The 17,345-nt window shown below is 64.6% G+C and carries 16 protein-coding genes; 11 read left to right on the plus strand and 5 right to left on the minus strand.

The genetic code is table 11. The features are described 5' to 3' along the window. Positions 1 to 47: 47 nt before the first annotated feature. Complete coding sequence (locus CAF92_RS17650; protein ID WP_046616310.1) at positions 48 to 1,301, plus strand: MFS transporter; 1,254 nt, start codon at positions 48 to 50, stop codon at positions 1,299 to 1,301. Positions 1,302 to 1,313: 12 nt separating this feature from the next. Here the strand turns inward: CAF92_RS17650 and CAF92_RS17655 are convergent, their stop codons facing one another. Then, positions 1,314 to 2,258, minus strand: coding sequence for a LysR family transcriptional regulator (locus CAF92_RS17655; protein ID WP_046616309.1), 945 nt, complete (start codon positions 2,256 to 2,258; stop codon positions 1,314 to 1,316). A 214-nt stretch (positions 2,259 to 2,472) separates the two neighbouring features. Between CAF92_RS17655 and CAF92_RS17660 the strand changes: the two genes are divergently transcribed. The 4 genes from CAF92_RS17660 to CAF92_RS17675 are packed head-to-tail and all read left to right on the plus strand — an operon-like array spanning position 2,473 to position 6,328. Beyond that, complete coding sequence (locus tag CAF92_RS17660; RefSeq protein ID WP_085601497.1) at positions 2,473 to 4,323, plus strand: DUF1302 domain-containing protein; 1,851 nt, start codon at positions 2,473 to 2,475, stop codon at positions 4,321 to 4,323. Positions 4,324 to 4,345: 22 nt separating this feature from the next. Further along, positions 4,346 to 5,656 (plus strand): DUF1329 domain-containing protein, encoded by a 1,311-nt coding sequence (locus tag CAF92_RS17665; protein ID WP_085601498.1) that lies wholly within the window; start codon positions 4,346 to 4,348, stop codon positions 5,654 to 5,656. Then, positions 5,656 to 6,042: a YidH family protein gene (locus tag CAF92_RS17670; RefSeq protein WP_046616306.1), complete on the plus strand. Its 387-nt coding sequence runs from the start codon at positions 5,656 to 5,658 to the stop codon at positions 6,040 to 6,042. The genes CAF92_RS17665 and CAF92_RS17670 overlap by 1 nt, the downstream gene beginning before the upstream one ends. Next, positions 6,035 to 6,328, plus strand: a complete 294-nt coding sequence (locus CAF92_RS17675) for a DUF202 domain-containing protein (RefSeq protein ID WP_046616305.1) — start codon at positions 6,035 to 6,037, stop codon at positions 6,326 to 6,328. Before CAF92_RS17670 ends, CAF92_RS17675 begins: the two co-directional genes overlap by 8 nt. 82 nt (positions 6,329 to 6,410) lie before the next feature. Here CAF92_RS17675 and CAF92_RS17680 read toward each other — a convergent pair whose 3' ends face one another. Together CAF92_RS17680 and CAF92_RS17685 are read right to left on the minus strand one after the other, a co-directional pair. Further along, entirely contained in the window at positions 6,411 to 8,372 is a 1,962-nt protein-coding gene (locus CAF92_RS17680) for an alkyl/aryl-sulfatase (RefSeq protein WP_085601499.1), read from the minus strand. A gap of 101 nt (positions 8,373 to 8,473) precedes the next feature. Further along, positions 8,474 to 9,397: a LysR family transcriptional regulator gene (locus CAF92_RS17685; protein ID WP_085601500.1), complete on the minus strand. Its 924-nt coding sequence runs from the start codon at positions 9,395 to 9,397 to the stop codon at positions 8,474 to 8,476. A gap of 83 nt (positions 9,398 to 9,480) precedes the next feature. On the opposite strand from CAF92_RS17685, the gene CAF92_RS17690 reads away from it, so the two are divergent. Genes CAF92_RS17690 through CAF92_RS17710 form a run of 5 tightly spaced genes read left to right on the plus strand, consistent with a single transcriptional unit; the run spans position 9,481 to position 15,320 of the window. Continuing rightward, positions 9,481 to 10,719: a 3-hydroxyacyl-CoA dehydrogenase gene (locus CAF92_RS17690; protein WP_085601501.1), complete on the plus strand. Its 1,239-nt coding sequence runs from the start codon at positions 9,481 to 9,483 to the stop codon at positions 10,717 to 10,719. Next, entirely contained in the window at positions 10,716 to 12,491 is a 1,776-nt protein-coding gene (locus tag CAF92_RS17695; RefSeq protein ID WP_085601502.1) for an acyl-CoA dehydrogenase C-terminal domain-containing protein, read from the plus strand. Before CAF92_RS17690 ends, CAF92_RS17695 begins: the two co-directional genes overlap by 4 nt. Positions 12,492 to 12,523: 32 nt before the next feature. Then, a complete protein-coding gene (locus tag CAF92_RS17700; RefSeq protein WP_046616300.1) occupies positions 12,524 to 13,687 on the plus strand; it encodes an iron-containing alcohol dehydrogenase in 1,164 nt (387 codons plus the stop codon). Further along, on the plus strand, positions 13,687 to 14,139 hold the full coding sequence (locus CAF92_RS17705; protein WP_085601503.1) for a thioesterase family protein: 453 nt from the start codon (positions 13,687 to 13,689) through the stop codon (positions 14,137 to 14,139). Before CAF92_RS17700 ends, CAF92_RS17705 begins: the two co-directional genes overlap by 1 nt. Further along, positions 14,136 to 15,320, plus strand: coding sequence for an acetyl-CoA C-acyltransferase (locus tag CAF92_RS17710; RefSeq protein WP_085601504.1), 1,185 nt, complete (start codon positions 14,136 to 14,138; stop codon positions 15,318 to 15,320). The genes CAF92_RS17705 and CAF92_RS17710 overlap by 4 nt, the downstream gene beginning before the upstream one ends. Positions 15,321 to 15,357: 37 nt before the next feature. Here the strand turns inward: CAF92_RS17710 and CAF92_RS17715 are convergent, their stop codons facing one another. Then, positions 15,358 to 16,218, minus strand: coding sequence for a CAP domain-containing protein (locus tag CAF92_RS17715; RefSeq protein ID WP_085601505.1), 861 nt, complete (start codon positions 16,216 to 16,218; stop codon positions 15,358 to 15,360). A gap of 143 nt (positions 16,219 to 16,361) precedes the next feature. On the opposite strand from CAF92_RS17715, the gene CAF92_RS17720 reads away from it, so the two are divergent. Further along, on the plus strand, positions 16,362 to 16,658 hold the full coding sequence (locus tag CAF92_RS17720) for a DUF3144 domain-containing protein (RefSeq protein WP_015269483.1): 297 nt from the start codon (positions 16,362 to 16,364) through the stop codon (positions 16,656 to 16,658). A gap of 191 nt (positions 16,659 to 16,849) precedes the next feature. Here the strand turns inward: CAF92_RS17720 and soxR are convergent, their stop codons facing one another. After that, entirely contained in the window at positions 16,850 to 17,305 is a 456-nt protein-coding gene (gene soxR / locus CAF92_RS17725; protein ID WP_085601506.1) for a redox-sensitive transcriptional activator SoxR, read from the minus strand. Positions 17,306 to 17,345 lie beyond the last annotated feature (40 nt).

Genomic DNA, 17,345 nt, shown 5'->3' on the forward strand with positions numbered 1-17,345 from the left:
TCGACATGACTCATACTGACTCCCCCGCGCGTGCAGGCACGGCCTGGATGATTGCGGTACTGCTGGCGATGCTTATGTTGGTGAACTTCCTGGACAAGGTGGTCATCGGCCTTGTAGCGGTACCCATGTCCAGGGAACTGGGTTTGTCCCCGGCCGAGTTCGGCCTGGTAGGCGGCGCGTTGCACTGGTTCTTCGCCATCTCTGCGGTGGTCGGCGGCTTCATGGCCAACCGCCGGCCGACCCGCACGCTGCTGTTGGGCATGGGCGCGTTCTGGGCACTGATCCAGTTGCCCATGCTGTTCGTCACCTCCCTGTGGGCGATTGTCGCTTGCCGGGTGTTGCTGGGCATCGGCGAAGGGCCGGCGTCACCGGTGGCTACCCATGCCTTGTACAAGTGGTTCCCCAACGACCGGCGCAACCTGCCGGTGGCGCTGTTGCATACCGGTAGTGCACTGGGGCTGCTGGTGGCAGGCGCAATGATTCCATGGATCAGCGTGCACTATGGCTGGCGCATGAACTTCATCGTGCTGGCTCTGATCGGCGCGGCGTGGTGCGCGCTGTGGTGGGCATTGGGGCGCGAGGGTACGCTTGACCGCATCCGCCCTGGCCAGCTCAAGGAAGAGCAGGCGCACATCGCCTACCGTCGTCTGCTCGGCGACCGCACGGTGCTGGGCAATTACCTGTGCCACTTCGCCGCCAATTGGTCGCTGGCCCTGACCTTGACCTGGGTGCCGAGCTACCTGGAAACCGGGCTGGGCATCGACCCGATCATGACCGGCCGGGTGTTCGTGCTGTTCGTCGTGGTGACCACGCCGCTGAGCCTGTTCATGGCGTGGCTGTCGCAGCGCATGATGCGCGCCGGGGTGGCGACGCGCTGGTCGCGCGGAGCCTTCGTCTCTCTGTGCCTGATTGCCAGCGGGTTGCTGTCGGCGGCGTTGTTCCTGCCGGGTCTGGGCAATGTCGAGCGAATCATGAGCCTGACCTTCAGCGGCGGGCTGGCGCTGGTCATGTACTCGGTGGGGCCAGCCATGCTGGCGGAGTTCACGCCTAGCGGGCAGCGTGGCGGCATTCTGGCTATCGGCAATGGTATCGCTTCGCTGGCAGGGCTGGCGGCACCCGTAGTCACGGGTTTGCTGGTGCAGGGCGCCGGAGCCGACCACCCGGCAGGGTATGGCCAGGGCTTCCTGGTGTGCGGGGCGGTGCTGGTGATCGCCGGGTTGACCGGGCTGGTGTGGATGGACCCGCAGAAAACCCGCCAACGGCTGCTGCAGGTGGACACGGCTGCGCTGGCCCGGGCCTGAGCTGCGCTGCGTTCAGAGGCTCTGCTGCGGCAGTGGAGCACGCTCGATCAGGGTGCCTCTCCAGCGCTCGCTGCGCACCGCATCCACCAGCAGCCCGCGCACCAGGTCGCGCATGCAGGCGGCGGCGAATGACAGTGGCTTGTGTTGCGAATGGGCCAGGGCAATGGTTCGGGTGATGCGCGGTTCCACGATCAGCCGCGCACTGGCCGGGGCTGCCAGGTCCAGCAAGGGCGGCCAGTTGCTGATGGTCGCCGCCAGGCCGGCACGTACCAGGCTGGTTATGCCGGGTGCCGACTGCTGTTCATAGCTTGAATCCAGCGTCACGCCGGTTTCCATGGCCGCCTGCTCGATGCGCCTGCGCAGGTGCAGGCTGCGCGGCGGCATCACCAGCCGGCTCGACGCTGCCTCGGCCAGAGTGATTGGTGAGTCGTCCGGACCATGCGCAGGCAGGCCTACCCAGTACAGGTCTTCGGAGAACACGGGTTCGGCAACCACGTGCGCCAGCTCTTCGGCGTTGGGCACCACACCGAAATCCACCTTGCCCAGCTCGATCGCCTGGCCGCCTTCGCGGCTCAAGCCGTCCCATACGGTGAGCTTGATGCCGGGAAAGCGTGCCTGCGCCTGGGTGATGATGGCTGGCAACAGCAACGCCGAAGCCGTGGCCGGAATCGAGATGGCCACGTGGCCCTTGGGGTTGCCCCGGCTGGATTTGAGTTCGTCCTTGACCGAGTCGAGCTTCTGTATCACCGAGCGTGCCACCTCGTACAGCTGGCGCCCTGCATCGGTCAGCTCGATGCCGTCATGCTGGCGCGCCAGCAATTGCATTTCCAGTTCGCTTTCCAGCAGGCCTATCTGACGGCTCAATGCCGGCTGGGCAATGAACGCGTGCCGCGCGGCGTTGGAGAAACTGCCGGCTTCGACAATGGCAATCAGGTAACGCAGCTGTTTCAAAGTCATGGCAATTCTCAGGCTATGCCGAAGTGGTATGGCAACTATCGGGAGACGTTATTTGTTCCGGTCTGGTGGCCTACTTAGTATCAGGGAACACCGAATCGAGGATAACAGAAACGTTCGCTTATTTACCCAAGCCCTTTCATACAAGCCTTTGCGCCGTGTTTCGGCGCTAACTCGCAACTCACTCTCGAATAAACACAATAAGAGGTTAAGAGTGATGGCATTCCGTACTTCTGGTCTTTCGGGGCCGTTGTCGTTGCTTGCATCTGCACTTTTTTCTATGCCTGCCCTGGCCGTGCAATTTAATCTTGGAGCGTTTGAAGGACAGTTTGATTCAGCGCTTTCGTTTGGCACCAGCATTTCCACTGCCAACCCGGACCCGGCTTTGCACAATAGTGCAAACAGTGATGACGGCCGCCTGAACTTTGCCTCGGGTGATGTGTTTTCGGCAGTGTTCAAAGGTACCCATGATCTGGAGCTCAAACATGCCAACCTGGGTGTGTTCCTGCGTGGCACCTACTGGTACGACACGGCGCTGCGTGACCATGACCAGCGCTTCAAGGCGGTCGAGGACAACAACCGCAAGCGCTCGGCCAAGACCGCAGGTACACAGTTGCTCGACGCCTTCGGCTACTACCTCTACGACATCGATGGCCAGCCAGGCTCGGTAAGGCTGGGCAAGCAGGTGGTGAACTGGGGCGAGAGCACCTTCATCCAGGGCGGGCTGAACGTCATCAATCCCTTCAACCTGGCGGCGTTGCGCCGCCCAGGTTCGGAGGTGAAGGACGCGCTGGTACCGGTGAACCTGTTCTATTTCACTCAAAACCTGACCGAGGCGTTGTCGGTCGATGGCTTCTACCAGCTGGACTGGGACCAGACCCAGCTCGACAACTGCGGCACGTTCTTCTCCAACAACGACTTCCTGCCCGATGGTTGCGATGGCCTGGATGTGGGGGCCAGGTTGCTTGGCAACCCGGCTGCCGTGGCCGGCCTTGCACCGTTTGGCGTGAACCTGACCAGCGAAGGCGTGCGCATACCCCGGGGCAGTGACCAGGATGCCCGCGACGGCGGGCAGTGGGGCGTTTCGCTGCGCTGGTACGTGGCGGCGCTGGACACCGAGTTCGGTGCCTACGCTGCCAACTATCACAGCCGCACGCCTTATCTGGGGACGGTCAGCAGCCCATATTTCGACAACAGCCGCTTCGCCCCACAGTTGTGCGCCAACCTGGGCATTGGCCCGGCCGGCTGTGCCGGGTTTCTCGGTTCCGCTGCCGGTCAGTCGCTGGTCGGCGCATTGCGCCTGGGTACCTCCCAGTACCGCGTGCAGTACCCCGAGGACATCCGCATGTACGGTTTGTCGTTCGCCACCACTCTGCGCAGCGGTACGGCTCTGCAGGGTGAGCTGAGTTACCGGCCGAATATGCCCATGCAGCTCAACGGTACCGACATCATCCAGTCACTGCTCAATGTCGAGGGGCGTTCGCCTTTGCTGGGCGACGGGCTGCGGCCAGACAGCGCCAGCACCTTGTTCGATGGCTACCGGCGCAAGGAGGTGACCCAGCTTCAGGTCACCGCCGTGCATGCATTCAGCCAGGTACTGGGGGCCAACCAGATGCTGCTGGTGGGCGAGGCCGGGGCCACCTACGTCGGCGGGCTGGAGGGCGGCACAGGCCCGCGTTACGGCCGCTCGGGTACCTTCAACAGTGGCGAACTGGCGGACAACAGCGTATGCCGGGCGATTTCCAAGACGCCAGAGCACTGCAACGACCAAGGCTTCATGACCCCGTTCTCCTGGGGCTACCGGCTACGCGCCACCTTGACCTACCCCAACGTGATCGCCGGCTTCGACCTGCGGCCAAACCTGTCCTGGTCGCACGATGTGCACGGTACAGGCCCGGTGGAGGGCTCGGCTTTCAGCGAAGGCTCCAAGGCCATTAGCGTCGGGCTGGATGCGACGCTTGCCAGCACCTACAGCCTGAGCCTGTCGTACACCGACTTTATCGACGGCGATTATGGCACCCGTGGCGATCGGGACTTTGTCTCGCTGAGCCTGGGCGTCACCTTCTGAGGGCATGATGATGAAAATGCGAATGCTGATGATCGGCCTGTTCTGGGCCAGCGCCGGGTTGGCTGCAGCAGGCCTGCCTGACAACCTGACCCCTGTGGGCGCTGAACGTGCGGCCAGCCCGGACGGCCGTATCCCGGCCTGGCAAGGCGGGTTGACAGTAGCCCAGCAGCGCTTGGGCGACAACGGCACGCCGCTGGATCCGTATGCCGCCGAGCAGCCACTGTACCGGATCACGGCGGCCAACTATCGGCTTTACCAGAGCCAGCTTTCCGACGGCCAGGTAGCTTTGCTCAAGCGCTTCCCGCAAACCTTCGAACTGCCGGTCTACCCTACCCATCGTAGCGTGGCGGTGCCTGCCGGAGTCGCCGCCTCGGCCGCCCGCAACGCAGTGCAGGTGCAGCTGGATGACCAGGGCAACGGGCTGCGCGGGTTCGGTGGCGTGATTGCGTTTCCTCGGCCGGACAATGGCCTGCAGGTGATCTGGAACCACCTGACCCGGCACCGCAATGCCAGCTACATTCAGATGTCCGACAGCGTCACACCGCTCAAGAACGGCCGCTTCGTGCTGATGAGCGCGCGCCAGGACCTGGCCCGCCCGGAAGGCCTGAGCGGGCTGGGTGCAAGCAATGTGCTGTATTACTTCACCTACCGCATGATGGCACCATCACGGCTTGCCGGTGATGCCATGGTGGTCCATGAAACCCTTGACCAGGTAGCCGAGCCCCGCTTGTCCTGGGTCTACAGTGCCAGTCAGCGGCGTGTACGGCGCGCGCCGAGCATCGCCTACGACACCACCGGGCCAGGCACTGCCGGCCTGCGTACTGCCGACAGCCGCGACATGTTCAATGGCGCCCCCGACCGTTACCAATGGAAGTTGCTGGGCAAGCAGGCCCTGCATGTGCCCTACAACAGCTACCGCCTGGCATCGCCCGAGCTGAGCTATGCCGAGCTGATCAAACCTGGCCATGTCAATCCGGCGCCCACCCGCTACGAGCTGCATCGGGTGTGGGTGGTGGAGGCGACCCTGAAGCCCGGCGCACAGCACATCTACGCCAAGCGACGCTTCTATGTCGACGAAGACACCTGGGCCATTCTCGAAACCGACAGCTACGATGCTGGCGGCCAGCTGTGGCGTACATCACAGGCCCACAGCTTTTACCACCCGGGCGGCGAGGTGGCGGTCAACGCAATGGAGGTCACCTATGACCTCAAGAGTGGCCGCTACCATGCGTCAGGGCTGATCAACGAGCAGCGTCGCCCGTTTGACTTCAATGTTCGCACCAGCCTTTCGTATTTCTCTCCCGGCGCTTTGCGCAGCTTTGGCGTGCGCTGATGGACGTGTTCGAACCACGGCCGGACTGGACTCGGCGCCTGCTGGGGCAAGGCGAGGCGCCCGACCCTCGTTTCACCCTGGCCAACGAGCGCACGTTCCTGGCCTGGATCCGTACCGCGCTGGCGTTGCTGGGAGGTGCTATTGCCATCGAGACCTTTGCCGGCCAGGCCCTGCAGGCGCCGCTTCGGCTTTGGCTGGTCGGCGGCCTGATGTTGTTGAGCACGCTGCTGAGCGCCGGCGCCTGCCTGCGCTGGCTGCGGGTGGAGCGTGCCTTGCGCCAACGCCGGCCATTGCCGCTGCCAGCGCTGGTGCCGATGTTGGCACTGGGTTGCCTGGTCGCGGCATTGATGGCCGCTGCCGTGTTGTGGCCGCGTTGGCATGCTTGACCCGGGTTTGCAGGCCGAACGCACCGAACTGGCCTGGCGGCGTACCTGGCTGGCGCTGGTGGCAGTCGCGGGGCTGGCTTTGCGACAGGGCGACCTGCCGCTGGCCGCACTGGTGGGCTGCGCAACGCTGATGCTGTTGGCCCGCCAGGGGCGGCGCTACAGCGAGGGCCTGGCGATGTTGTGCGCCGAGCGCGGTCAGCCTGCGATTCTGCCGGTATTGGCGCTGGGTGGCGGGGTGTGCCTGATGGCGCTGGCAGGGTTGTACCGCTTGGCGAACGGGGGCTGAAACCTCTCCCACAGGTACAATGTGAGTCTGAAAGCCAAGACGGTACCGGTGGGAGCGGGCTTGCTGGCGAAGACGCCGGGGCTCAAGGGGTCACGATGTTGAAACGGGAATCGGCGTTCTCCAGGCCGCCCATGAAGCGCAGGAACTTCACCCGCTCACCCTCGATGGAGATTTCGCCCAGGGTGGCCTCCTTGAGGAACCCGGTCTGCTTCAGAGCAATGCGGTCCAACGTCTGTTTGCTCATGCTCACCTGCACATCGGCCTGGGCGTGACGAGTCAGGTCGCGATGGGTGAGCACGCCGTTGCGCAGGGTCAGGGCGTAATCTTCGCCCAGGTCGGTGAAGCGCCAGTTGATGCTGAGGTCGCTATCCACCGCCTTGAAGGCATCCACTCGTACCCCCAGGTAATCGAAGAACAGGCTGGGTGTCAGTGCCCGTACCATGTCGTCGGCATTGCCGCCACTGCCGGTGCTGGCGGCTACTCCGTCGCGCAGCTCCTGGGCGCCGCTGAGGTAGGCATTGCGCCAGGTGGCGTTCTCGCTCTGGTAACCCAGCTGCTCCAGCGCATCGGCCTGCAGCTCGCGCGCTGCGGTATTGCCCGGTTCGGCGAATACCAGGTGGTTCACCAGTTGCGCCACCCAGCGGTAATCACCTTCGGCAAAGGCTTGGCGTGCCCTGGCCAGCACCTGATCGGAGCCACCCATTGCCGCCACGTAACGCTTGCCGGCAGCTTGCGGCGGCAGTGGGTCGAGGTTGGCCGGGTTGCCATCGTAAAAGCCCATATAGCGTTGGTAGACAGCACGTACGTTATGGCTGAGCGAGCCATAGTAGTCGCGGCTGTACCATTTGCTGGCCAGGCGCGGCGGAAGGCTGGCCAGGCTCTGGGCGATTTCCATCGGTGTCTGGCCCTGGTTGATCAGGCGCAAGGTCTGGCTATCGATGAAGGCATACATGTCACGCTGGTCGGCCAGGTATTCGCGGATTGCCGGCCCGCCCCAGGTCGGCCAGTGATGCTGGGCAAACACCACCTCGGCCTGGTCGCCGTAACGCAACAGCGATTGGTCCAGGTAGTGCGCCCAGACTTTCGGGTCGCGCACCAGCGCCCCGCGCAGGGTCAGCACATTGTGCTGCACGTGGGTGGCGTTCTCGGCCATGCACAATGCCTTGAGCCCAGGGAAGTAGATGTTCATCTCTGCTGGCGCTTCGGTGCCCGGGGTCAACTGGAACTCTACCTCCACGCCGCTGAGGGTCATGCGTTGCAGCGGCTGGCTGATTTCCAGCGTCGGCGCTATCAGGCTGACGGTGGCATTGGCCGGCACCCCTTTGCCCAGGCCGGCATCCACCTGGCCGCGTGGCCCGCGGGGCAGTGGGGCGCCGTACATGTACTGGGCGCGGCGTTTCATGGCCGGGCCGGCCAGCACGTTCTCGCCGATGGCATGCTCGAAGAAGCCTTCAGGTGCAATGACCTGGACCTTGCCGGCCTTGACGTCCGCCTCGTCGATCACCCCGCGCGCGCCGCCGAAGTGGTCGATGTGTGGGTGGGTGTAGATGAGCGTGGTCACCGGCTTGCGCGGGCGGTGCCGGAAATACATCTCAAGGCCAGCCCTGGCGGTTTCGACGGCCAGCAGCGGATCGAGCACGATCAGCCCGTCCTGGCCTTCGATGATGGTCATGTTGGCCAGGTCCAGGCCGCGAACCTGGTAGATGCCTTCGGTGACCTTGAACAGCCCGGCGATGGTGTTCAGCTGGGCGATGCGCCACAGGCTCGGGTTTACCGTGGCCGGGGCCTGCGCCGGGTCGAGAAAACGGTACTGGCCCAGGTCCCACACTGTCTTGCCATCGGCGGTCGCGACCGGCCCGTCGAAGCGTTCGATCAGCCCGCGCCGGGCCGCCTCGTAATCCCGGTGGTCATCGAAGGGCAGGCGTTGCAGCCATTGCTGGTTGCTGGCCTGGGTGGCCGGGGTGGCGTCCTTTGCCGCCGTAGCGGCCAGGCTCGGGAGGGGCGCCAGCAGGGCGAGCGCCAGCATCGACAGTGGGAAGCGCATGGTGTGTCCTTGTTGTTATCGGGGCGGACCACTGTAGGGGACCGGTTCGGGCACCAGCCAATACCAGAGCGGCATGGTTGCCATCGCATTTGCTGATGGCCTCAGGCAGGCGGGAGCTCCAGGATCTGCTCCACCAGCCAGGCAAGGGCGGGGTCGTGCCGGCGGTGGGTCAGGTGCACCAGTTCCAGCTCGAACGGCTCAAGGGCAAAGGGCAGTTCGTGCACCGTGAGGGGCAGCAACTTCGCGAACTGCTGTGCAAGTTGCCGCGGCAGCACCACGCACATCTCGGTGGCGGCAGCCAGATGCGCGGCTTGCAGGTAGTTGGGAGTGGTGTACGCAATTTGCCGGGTCAGGCCTTGTTCGGCCAGCCATTGGTCGACCATGCCCCGGGTCTGGCCACCGTGTACCCAGATATGCCGCAAGCCGAGGAACGCCTGAAGGTCCAGCGCCTGGTCCGGCGCCAGTTGCGGATGCTTCTGGCGCAGCGCGACTTGCAGGGTTTCACGCCGCCAGGGGCGACGGCTGAAGCGTGCCGGCACCTCGTCGAAGCGCCCCAGTACCAGATCGAGGTCGCCGCGGTCCAGCGCTTCGGCCGGCAGGTTGGGAGCCAGGTGCACCACATCGATGCGCAAGTGTGGGGCCAGTACCTGCAGGCGTGCCAGCAGCGGTGGCATGCACAGCTGTTCGACGAAGTCGGTGAGGGCGATGCGCAGTTGACGGTGGCTGCGCTGTGGCTCGAAGGCATCGCCGGTGGCCAGGGTCTGCTCGATCTGTTGCAGCGCCGCTCGAATCGGCCCTTCCAGTGCCAGTGCTCGCGGCGTAGGGCGCATGCGCCGGCCAACACGAACCAGCAGCGGGTCGCCCAGCTGGTCGCGCAGCCGCGCCAGGGCGTTGCTGACCGTGGGCTGGGTCAGGGCCAGTCGTTCAGCCGCCCGCGAGACATTCTGCTCGCGCAGCAGCATGTCGAAGACCCGTAACAGGTTCAGATCGAAGTTGGAAATATTCATGGCCAGAATATATGGCATACGAAATGGAAATTTCAAAAATACCTGCGGCCTGCTTAGGGTGATGCCTGTCCTCATACCTACAACAAGCAGGAGCGTTGCGCGTGAATACCCCCTTTCCGATCAACCAGGTGGCCGTGATAGGCGCAGGTACCATGGGCCGCGGTATCGTCATCAGCCTCGCCAGTGCCGGCCTGTCGGTGCTGTGGCTCGACAGCAACGCATCAGCCCTGGACGCTGGCCTGAGCATGGTCAGCCAGGCCTGGGCCCAGCAGGTGGAAAAGCAGCGTGTCACCCAGGCCGAGGCCCAAGCCTGCCTGGCGCGCGTGCAGGCGGTGGATGGCTACACCGCGCTGGCCCAGGCCGATCTGGTGATCGAGGCGGTGTATGAAAGCCTTGAACTCAAGCAGGAAATCTTCCGAGCCCTGGATCAGTACCTCAAACCTGAGGCGATCCTGGCCAGCAATACCTCGGCGCTGGACATCGACGCGATCGCGGCGGTGACCCAGCGACCGTCGCGGGTGCTGGGCCTGCATTTCTTCAGCCCCGCGCATGTCATGAAGCTGCTCGAGATAGTGCGCGGCGCGCACACCGACCAGGCGGTGCTCGATACCGCCCTGGCGCTGGGCGAACGCCTGGGCAAAGTGGCGGTAGTGGCCGGCAACTGCCCGGGTTTCATCGGCAACCGCATGCTGCGCAGTTATGTGGCCGAAGCGCGCAAGTTGCTGCTCGAAGGCGCGCTGCCGCACCAGGTGGATGCGGTGCTGCAACAGTTCGGTTTTGCCATGGGCCCGTTCCGCATGTACGACGTGGTAGGCATCGACCTGGAATGGCGCGCCCGTCAGCTGGCCAGGCAGGGTATGCACGATCCGCTGGTGCAAGTGGACAATGCGCTGTGCGATCTGGGCCGGCTGGGTCAGAAGACCGGGAAGGGCTATTACCGTTATGCACCTGGCAGCCGCCAGGCCGAGCATGACCCCGAGGTCGACGCCCTGGTGCTCAAGGTTTCCAACGACCTGGGTTACCGTCGCCGGGGCATCAGTGCGGAGGAAATCGTCGAGCGCTGCCTGCTGGCGCTGGTCAACGAGGGGGCCAGGATTCTGCAGGAAGGCATCGCTGCCGACAGCACCGACATCGACCGGGTGTGGCTCAACGGCTATGGCTTCCCGGCGGCCACTGGTGGCCCGATGCGCTGGGCCGATGACCAGGGTGCAGCATTCATCCTGGCCCGGCTGGAGTACCTGCAAAGCGTACTGGGCGAGCATTGGCGCCCGGCCGGCCTGCTCTACTCGATGGTGGCCAAGGGCAAGCGCTTCGACCAGCTGGCGGAGGCTCAGGCATGAATTACCAGGCTCCCTTGCGCGACATGCGCTTCGTGCTGCACGAACTGTTCGACGTTGCCGGCCATTGTCGGCAGCTGGGCATCGATCTGGACCGCGACACCCTCGACGGCATCCTGGAAGAGGCCGCGCGTTTTACCGGCGAAGTCGTCGCTCCTCTCAACCGCAACAGTGACGAGCAGGGCTGCCAGTTGGCCGGGGGGGAGGTCACCACGCCCGACGGTTTTCGCGACGCCTACCGGCAATACGTCGCCCATGGCTGGGCCAGCATGACCGGCCCGCAGGCTTACGGCGGACAAGGCCTGCCGCAAATGGCCTCGGCCAGTTTCCACGAAATGCTGATGGCCGCGTCGTTGTCGTTCCGCATCTATTCCGGCCTCACCGAAGGCGCCGTGCTGGCCCTGCATCGCCATGGCAGCCCGGCGCTGCAGCAGGCCTACCTGGCGCCCATGGTCAGTGGCGAGTGGGCCGGTACCATGTGCCTCACCGAACCGCAGGCCGGCACCGACCTGGCCTTGCTGCGCACCCGCGCCCAGCCGCAGGTCGACGGCTCCTATCGCATCACTGGCAGCAAGATCTTCATCAGTGGCGGCGAGCAGGACCTGACCGACAACATCATTCATCTGGTGCTTGCCCGCCTGCCCGATGCGCCTGCCGGGGTGCGGGGCATCAGCCTGTTCCTGGTGCCCAAGCTGCTGCCGGGTGGCGAGCGCAACGCGCTGGGTTGTGGTGCGCTTGAGCACAAGATGGGCATCAAGGGTGCCTCGACTTGCGTGATGAATTTCGACGGTGCCCTGGGATGGCTGGTGGGTGAGGCCAACCAGGGCCTGGCGTGCATGTTCACCATGATGAACGACGCCCGTTTCCAGGTCGGCCTGCAAGGGCTGGGCATTGCCGAGGCAGCTTTCCAGGGTGGCCTGGCCTATGCTCGCGAACGCTTGCAATCGCGCGCGCTGACAGGCCCGGTTGCGGCGGACAGGCCGGCCGATCCGATCATCGTCCACCCGGATGTGCGACGCATGCTGCTGACCCAGAAGGCCCTCACCGAGGGCTGTCGCATGCTGGCTATCTACACGGCCCGGCAGCTTGACCTGGAGCACGCAGCGGCGGGCGATCAGGCACGCCAGGGCGCAGCCCGACGGGCGGCGCTGCTGATCCCGATCGTCAAGGCGTTCTTCACCGATGTCGGGCAGGAGGTCGCCAGCCTGGGCGTGCAACTGTACGGCGGGCACGGCTATATCCGCGAGTGGGGCATGGAGCAATTGATGCGTGATAGCCGCATCACCCAGCTCTATGAAGGCACCAACGGCATCCAGGCCCTCGACTTTGTGCGCCGCAAGCTGCTGGGCGATGGCGGGGCCGAGCTGAACCTTCTGGTCGATGAACTGGCCCTGCAGGTCGAGGCGGCTGGTGCCGGTGGTGGTCTGCATGCCATGGCGACAGCGGTCGGGCAGCGCCTGGAGGAATGGCGCGCACTGGCCGGCCATGTCGTCGAGGCTTGCCAGCATGACCCCCAGGAAATGGGCGCGGTCTCGGTGGACTTCCTGGCTTACTCGGCCTATGTGCTGCTTGCCGCGTTGTGGCTGCAGGCGGCCATGCGCGCCGAGGCGGCCCTGGCGGGTGGCAGTGCCGAAACGGGTTTCTATCGGGCCAAACTGCACGCGGCGCAGTTCTACTGGCGACGTGTCCTGCCCCGTGCCACCGCCCACCGTGAAGCCCTGCTGGGCGGTGCAGATTGCCTCATGGCGCTGCCAGCGAGCGACTTTGCCTTTTAGCGCTCGGCCAACGACGACACAAGGAGAGCCAGATGCAGCCTTTCAGTTTTGCCACTACCGGACAGATACTCTGCGAAGCGGGCGCGGTTCAGCGCCTTGCCACTCTGTGCCGCGAGCGCGGCGCACGGCGTGTGCTGATCGTCAGTGACCCCGGTATCGCCCGCCTGGGCATGCTCGATGACCTGCTGCCGGGGTTCACGACGGCCAAGGTCGGCGTGGCGATCTTCAGCGAGGTCACCGCCGACCCCAGCGAAGCCTGTGTGCTGGCGGCCACCCAGCGGGCCCGGCATATCGGCGCCGACCTGGTGGTAGGCTTTGGCGGCGGCAGTTCGATGGATGTCGCCAAGCTGGTCGCGTTGCTGGCTCACCGTGACTGTAGCCAGCCGCTTGCCGAGCTCTATGGCATAGACAAGGCCAAGGGCCGGCGCTTGCCGTTGATCCAGGTGCCGACCACGGCCGGCACCGGTTCGGAGGTGACGCCAATCGCCATCGTCACCACCGGCGCCACCAGCAAGATGGGCATCGTCTCGCCCCTGCTGTTGCCGGACCTGGCGGTACTTGATGCCGTGTGCACCCTCGGCCTGCCCCCCGCGGTAACCGCTGCGACCGGCATCGATGCGATGGTGCATGCCATCGAAGCCTATACCAGCCGTCTCAAGCGCAACCCGCTGTCGAGCCTGCTGGCCCGCGAGGCACTGCGGCTGCTGGCGGAGAACCTGGACCAGGCCGTGCACAACGGCGGCAACCTGGATGCGCGCCAGGCCATGCTGCTCGGCGCCTGCCTGGCCGGCCAGGCGTTTGCCAATGCCCCGGTGGCGGCGGTACACGCCCTGGCTTATCCGTTGGGTGGGCACTTCCACATTCCCCATGGCCTGTCCAACGCACTGGTGTTGCCACATGTGCTGCGCTTCAACCTGCCCGTCGCGGTGACGGACTATGCCCAGCTGGCGGTGCCCCTGTTGGGCGCGCGGTTGCAGCCTGGCGACCTGCACCGGCAGGCTGATCAGTTCGTCGAGGAACTGGCTGTGCTGGGCGCCCGCTGCGGTTTGCCTGGGCGACTGCGCGATGCCGATGTTCCGCGCCATCGCCTGCCGCAACTGGCAGAAGATGCCATGCAACAGCAGCGCCTGCTGGTCAACAACCCGCGTGAAGTCACCCAGGCCGATGCACTGGCCATCTACGAGGCGGCCTACTGATGAGCGTGCATCGGCAACGTGACTATTATCGGCACTTCACGCCCATCGCCACCCGCTGGCATGACAACGACGCCTATGGGCACGTGAACAACGTGGTCTATTACGGCTTTTTCGACAGCGCCGTGAACCGCCTGCTGATCGAGCAGGGCGGACTGGATATCCACCACGGCGCGGCGATTGCGCTGGTGGTCAGCTCGGCCTGCGACTACCAGTCGCCTGTAGCGTTTCCGCAGGACATCGAGGTGGGCCTGGCGGTAAACCGGCTGGGCAACACCTCGGTGCAATACCAGTTGGCCGTTTTCATCCAGGGCCAATCCCTGGCCTGCGCCACCGGACGCTTCGTCCATGTGTTCGTCGACCGGCAGGGTCGACGCCCAGTCCCGGTGCCTGCCCGTTTGCGGCAGGTGTTGAGCGAATTGCAGCCCTTGTCCCCTGAGGAATTTCGACCATGAAAGACGCCGTGATCGTAGCCACTGCCCGTACACCCATCGGCAAAGCCATGCGTGGCGCCTTCAACGACCTGAAAACCCCCAGCATGACAGCCGTCGCCATTCGCGCAGCCGTCGAACGGGCTGGTATCGAGCCGGCGCAGGTGGAGGACCTGGTGCTGGGTACCGCCATGCAGAGTGGTACTGCCGCTATCAACCCTGGGCGTCTTTCGGCGCTGGCAGCCGGTTTGCCGCAGTCGGTCAGCGGGCAGACCCTCGATCGCCAGTGTGCGTCGGGCCTGATGGCCATCGCCACAGCGGCCAAGCAGATCATTGTCGATGGCATGCAGGTGACCATCGGCGCCGGGCAGGAGCAGATCAGCCTGGTGCAGCAGGTGCACAACCAGCTTGCCAGCGAGGCCTGTGACCCTGCCGTGCTGCGCATGAGCGAACACGCCTACATGCCGATGCTGCAAACCGCCGAGTTCGTCGCCCGCCGCTATGGCATCAGCCGGGATGCGCAGGATGCCTACGCCTTGCAGTCGCAGCAACGCACTGCTGCGGCGCAGGCGGCGGGGTTGTTCGCCGATGAAATCGTACCCGTCACGGCACGCAGGAAGGTGGTCGACAAGTTGACCGGTGCGGTGAGCCATGAGCAAGTCTGCCTCAGCCAGGACGAAGGCAACCGGCCGGCGACCACCCTGGCAGACCTGCAAGGGTTGAAGCCGGTTGTCGAAGGCGGCTGCGTGACGGCTGGCAATGCCAGCCAGCTGTCTGATGGCGCCAGTGCCTGCGTGCTGATGGAAGGTGCCCTGGCCGCCCGCTCGGGCAGGGCGCCGCTGGGGCTGTATCGTGGCATTGCCGTGGCTGGGCTTGCGCCTGAAGAAATGGGTATCGGCCCTGTGCTGGCGGTGCCCAGGTTGCTGCGCCAGCACGGCCTGACGGTGGACGACATCGGCCTGTGGGAGCTGAATGAGGCGTTCGCCTGCCAGGTACTCTACTGCGCCCAGCGCTTGCAGATAGACCCTGCGAAGCTGAACGTCAATGGCGGTGCCATCGCCATCGGCCACCCCTACGGCATGAGCGGGGCGCGGATGGTCGGGCATGCGCTTCTGGAGGGCAAGCGGCGTGGTGTGAAGTACGTGGTGGTGACCATGTGCATTGGCGGCGGGATGGGCGCGGCGGGGCTGTTCGAAGTGCTGTAGCAAAGGTTTGTCTGGCCAGCCCCGGAGCCTGGGCCGGTCAAGGCGCGCCGAACAGCATCGTCCAGTAAACGCCGTTATCGCTACGCGAGTTTTCGGCAAAGGCCGCACCTACCTGGGTAAACATCGGGTTCATCAGGTTGGCGCAATGCCCGGGGCTGGCCAGCCAGCCTGCCATCGCCTTGCTCGGCGAGCCCTGGCCTGCGGCAATGTTCTCGCCGATCTGCCGCCCACGGTAGCCGGCATCCCATGCCCGATCCGCGGGCAGATCACCGTCGAGGTCGCGGTGCGCGAAAAAATTGTCGTTGGCCATCGCCCGGCTGTGGCGCTGCGCCGCCGTTCCCAGGGCGGTGTTCCAGGTCAACGGGCGTGCAGCGGCAAAGCGCTTGCGACCACACAGGCGCGGCTTCGCCCGTGCAGCGTTCACCTGTGCCAGCAACGCGTTGCTTGCCGATCGCCTATCGTCAAGCTGGGCATCGAGCAGGGGCCGAGCCAGCAGCACCCGCCATTCATTGCGTGAGCGACTGACGCCGATATCGGCATATTGGCTATCGAGCAGGGCTGCGCAGTAGTCGCTGCGGAGCATGTCAAAGGCCTCCTCGGCATCTCGCGCGCCGACCAGGCGGATGGCCCGCACCTTCACCGCCTGATAACCCGCAGCCTTCAATCCTTCCCGCAAACCCCCGCTGTAGCCGACCGGCAACGCCAGTTTCGGTTTCTGCACCAGCGGTGTCGAGACCCGGACAATGCGCCGCTCGCAGCGCTGTGGCTGGGCGCGATAGTCGTTGATGGCTGCCACCAGTTGCCTTTCCCCGCTGGCATGGGCGGGGTTGGCAAACAGGGGAAGTAAAGGAATGAAGCAGAGCGAGACAAAGGGGAAGCGACGGACTGCTTGGCGCATGGGGTGAATGGCTCTGGTGGATAACGACGGCAAGGCCGATTTGAAAGCTCGGCTAAGACTGTGCGGCTCAATACAGGTTCACGTGTACGGAGTACAATTTTTCGCGGGTACTCAACGTGAATGCTGCAACAAGGTAAACCGCAATGACACAAGCTACCGATCAGGCTTTTTACGACCGCGCGGATGCGCATATCGAACTGGCGAACCAGCAGATCGAGAAAATCGAAGACCTGGGCAAGGTCAGTGCCTCGCTGACCTTCGGCGCCTCGCGCTTCAATGCCTGGATGAGTGCCCGCAGTTTCAAGACCAGTGCCGAACTGGCTGCCGCGCGGGAGGAGCTGTTGAAGTATTTCTGCGAGCAGTACCGGATGATGCTCGAGGACAACCTGGACGAGCACATCGAGCATTTTGACCGGTATGTGCTGGGCAAAGGCGACTGAGCCATGGAGGCGCGATCTCATGGAGCTGCACAAGGCTCATTGAATTAGCAGGGGCCCTGTGGGAGCGGCTTTAGCCGCGAACACCGGCGCAGCCGGTGCCATGCACCGCGTTGGATTCTTCGCGGGTAAACCCGCTCCCACAGGGTACGCGGACCGCTTGCGAATTCAGTCCTCTACCCGCCAGCGCAGCCTTACCGGGCCTTTTTTTCCAGAATCCGCGGCCCGGTACCTTCCTTGCCCAGCACATCCTCGGGGTTACGCAGTGGGCAATCTTCCAGCGACAGGCAGCCACAACCAATGCAGTTGTCCAGGCTGTCGCGCAACGCTTCCAAGGTGCGAATGCGGGCGTTCAGGTCTTCGCGCCAGGCGGTCGACATCTCACTCCATTGCGCTGCCGTGAGCTTGCTGTTGGGCGCATAGCGGCTGAAGGCCTGCTTGATCTCCTCAAGCGCAATACCCGTGCGCTGCGCCACCTTGATGATGGCCAGCGTGCGCAGCACCAGTGAAGGATAGCGGCGCTGGTTACCCGCCGTACGGACGCTGGCGATCAGCCCCTTGGTTTCGTAGAAGTGCAGCGCAGACACCGCCACGCCGCTGCGCTTGGCCACTTCCCCTACCGTTAGCATCCGTGTGTTGTCCGCTGCCATGCCTGTTGACCTCAAGTTAACTCGAGCTTTTATAGTCCTG

Source organism: Pseudomonas sp. B10(2017) (assembly GCF_002113295.1).
GTDB classification, from domain to species: domain Bacteria; phylum Pseudomonadota; class Gammaproteobacteria; order Pseudomonadales; family Pseudomonadaceae; genus Aquipseudomonas; species Aquipseudomonas pudica.